The sequence below is a fragment of the Spirulina sp. 06S082 genome (genome assembly GCF_034932145.1).
In the GTDB taxonomy this organism is placed as follows: domain Bacteria; phylum Cyanobacteriota; class Cyanobacteriia; order Cyanobacteriales; family Spirulinaceae; genus CCY15215.
In genome coordinates, this window is sequence record NZ_JAYGHV010000085.1 from 1 (window position 1) to 3,592 (window position 3,592).

Sequence of the window (3,592 nt, forward strand, 5' to 3'; positions counted from 1 at the left end):
CCATACTTGGGATGATATAAAACCAAATTCATATATTCGGCAAAAGTCAAGCGCTGTTGAGGAGAATTGGCAATGCGATCGCAGATAATATCGAGCAGGGCTTGAGAATTGGGAAAATTAGAATTAGACTGAGTAATCATGGAGCAATAAAAAGGCGATCGCGATGAGTTCCTTTCAAAAAAATAGTTTGGGTTGGCAATGGAGAAAATTACAACAACGTTTTTACGAATGGTTGACCTTAAAAGATCCAAACAATACAGATACAGATACAGATACATCCTCTTGGTTTGATTCTCCCATTTGGGAAATTCTCGCCAAAGGAATATTTTGGCTCGTTGTTGTCAGTTTATCAGTATGGGTACTCTGGGTATTATGGCAACTCCTAGAGCCTTATCTTTATACCGCCTTTAAGTCTCCTGGGCAATCTCAACAAACACGAGGGAAAATTATTAAAGAAGTTTCTGCCTCTATCTGGGTTGCAAGGGCAAAAAAAGCGCAAGAACGAGGGAATTATCGCGAAGCCTGTATTTGCCTGTATATGGCGATGCTACAGCGCTTAGACGAGACAGGAATTGCCCCGCATCAACCCAGTCGCACCGATGGAGAATACTTACAGATCGTGGGAGAATTGCCCAAACCAGAACCCTATCAAATCTTGTTAGCAACCCATCAAGCCTTGTGTTTCGGCAATACCGAACCAACGCGATCGCTCTTCCAACAATGTCAAAATGCTTACGATCGCGTTGAATATTAGTTCCTAATTACTCATTGAACTGAGAACTATAAATACTAGAAAATAATCCCGAAGACCGATAAAATTTGGGAACTTGAACTTCATCCTGTTTTAGAACCTGCCGCATGGGAATTATCAAAGACATTAAAAGTAGAGAAATTAGTGGTTTAGGCGATCGCTTCAATCTCTTCTTCAGCGTATTCATGGATCGTGTAGCTGGATTTATCCCAGCGCGATATCGCTGGATCGTCCCTTCTCTCTTAGAACCTATTACCTTGCCTATTCCTGAATTTGCGGAAGTCAAGCAAGAAGTCATCAATAAACTGATGGGGGTAGAAACCGAAGAAGCCGTCCAAGCAGGAGTTAAGCCCCCTCCTACAAAATCTCGATATACTGCCTATCGGTGCGTGTATTCTAATCCCTTTATCTGCGAGTGGCAAGAGAAAACCCTCATAGAAAATCCCCAAGCAACCCATTGTTCTCAATGTAGCTTTCCCCTCAGACTCCCCCCAGAAGCGAGAATTCTAGGGATGCGCGGCACTTATCAAGTGGAAGATTATTTCAAACCGCGTAATGGCGGACGTTTGTACCGTGCCATCGATCTCAGCGATCGCTCTCCCGTTGTGATTAAAGAGTATCTCTTACCTAAGCGTTACTTTAGTCGCAATGAAACCCGTTTGCGACAAAGCAACTTTATTAATTTTACTGGCATAGATCTCGCCGATGGTCGCCATCAAGATATACGCATTATTTCCCCCAACGATGCGATCGCGCCGACTGGAGAAGAACGTTGCTATCTCATTACCCAAGGAACTTTAGAGAGTTTTCCCGATCTGGCGAGTTACTTAACAGAAACAGGTTCTCTTTCTCAGCAACAAGTTCGCATCGTCCTGACACAAACTTTGCAAAGTTTGGAATTTCTCCACGGGCAAAAATTTCGCCTTCCCAATGGCATCGTGCTAGAAGGAGTAATTCATGGCAATATTTCCCTCGAAAGTTTGTTGATCGTCCCCACTTTTCAGGGGTTTTATATTTATCTAACCGATCCGGCTTTGTGGGAAAATTTATTCATTCCCTCTGCCAAAAATAAAGAAGAAATTTCCGTTGAGAAAGATTTATACAATCTCGGTTTAGTTGCATTTTATCTCCTTGCCGGACGCAGCAGCGATCCAGAAACCTATCGACCTCTCGATCCTACTTTTGATGATTACTGGCCGCCTATAAACCAGCAATTTAAACATTTTATTGTCTCTTTAATGGGCTTAACTTCTTTGAATTTTACCAGTGCGTCGGAAGCGCGTCGAGAATTATTAAAACTTCCAGCCCTCGAAGAAATTTATCGCGTTGATAAACCCGAAACAGAAACAGAAATAGAACCGAAGAAAGACAAGAAGCGCAGAAAATTCTGGCTCTTTCTAGGCGGTCTTTTGGGGGTATCTTTACTGATTCTTTTAATTTGGTATTTGCTTGCCCGTTCCCGTCGCATTCGGGCATTGACAGAAACTCCGATTTGCTGTATAGAACAAGTAACGGGGTTGAATGCTGGGAATTACGTTTTTAGCGGCGAACAGCAGGGAATTTGGTCTTATATTTGGTTGCAAAAAAATCTCATTGCGAAAGGAACTTCTCTAGAGGAGGAATTCTTAAATCGCATTAATCCTCCCAAAGAAGGAGTTGCGACACCGGAAGAAGATGCGGCGACAAATACGGATGACCCCATTGTAGCTACGGACACCGAACTATCAGAAACTCCCCCCGAAATTCCCGAACCTAGATACAATTTGCTTTATTCTCCTGCACCAACCGCGAGTGAGGCGATCGCCAAAATTCGTAACTTTGAGGCAGATTTTGCCGTTAGTAGTTTATTTCGCAAACTGGGGATAGATTTATGGTTCGAGCGTTTTGCTTATGATGCGATCGCGATTTATGTTTCTTTCAGTTATTCCGAACGCCAAAACAGCATACCGGAAAAATTGCAAGGACGGATTACTTTTGAACAATTGCGTCGCCTTTATACGGGAGAAATAAGCAACTGGAAAGAAATTGGTGGACCCGATCTAGCGGTTAAACTTTACATTCCTGATGATGAAGAAGCAGTGACAATTTTTGAACAAAGAGTTTTGCAAGATGCTGATGCGATCGCCACTTTTCGAGAATTGGTAAAATTGAATGTGGAACGCAGTGCAGTGAGTACGCAAATTATTCGCTTGTCTACGTTTAAAACCTTTAATGCGGTTATTCAAGATTTTGAAGATCGACAAGTTGGAGGGATCGCTTTTGGTAGTCTCAGCAAGGTTTTCGGTCAATGTTCTGTCTATCCTTTGGCCCTTGGCGATAATAAAAACGATCCCGTTTCTCCTTTAATGATGAAGAATGGTTCTCCTATTACACCTCAAACCGATCTGTGTAATGAAAAGGGGAGTTATTTTCTCAATAGCAAAGCCGTCCGAGAGCAACGCTATCCCCTATCTTATGCCCTGGCAGTAGTTTATCCTCGCGATAATCGTCGAATGCCTATCGGGTTAACTTTTATTGATGTTCTCAAAACGACTGAAGCGCAAGTATTGTTAAGGAAAGCGGGTTTAGTCCCCCTTAAAGATGCCGAGGAAAGCCAGAAATAAATAGCGATCGCCGTTCATCAAACAAGATATTCGACTTTTGGCTAGCGATCGCCCGTTGCAGAAATGTCTATGATGAGAAGGGTTATGGCGTGAAAGGAGAATGGTAGCAAAGTCAGGAACCTCAGCCTAAAGGCGTGAGGCTTGAAAGAGAAATCTGACAAGCCATTCTGACCAGACTAAGTACCTCGCGTACTACGTTATTTGGGTCACGACACCTTGGAATGCGAAGCTAGTTCCT

The 3,592-nt window shown here is 42.9% G+C and carries 2 protein-coding genes; both read left to right on the forward strand.

Annotated features, from left to right (window positions below; translation table 11 throughout):
• Positions 1 to 163 precede the first annotated feature (163 nt).
• Positions 164 to 754: a DUF4129 domain-containing protein gene (locus VB714_RS07055; RefSeq protein WP_323222521.1), complete on the forward strand. Its 591-nt coding sequence runs from the start codon at positions 164 to 166 to the stop codon at positions 752 to 754.
• A 104-nt stretch (positions 755 to 858) separates the two neighbouring features.
• Positions 859 to 3,354 (forward strand): substrate-binding domain-containing protein, encoded by a 2,496-nt coding sequence (locus tag VB714_RS07060; RefSeq protein WP_323222523.1) that lies wholly within the window; start codon positions 859 to 861, stop codon positions 3,352 to 3,354.
• Positions 3,355 to 3,592: the final 238 nt, after the last annotated feature.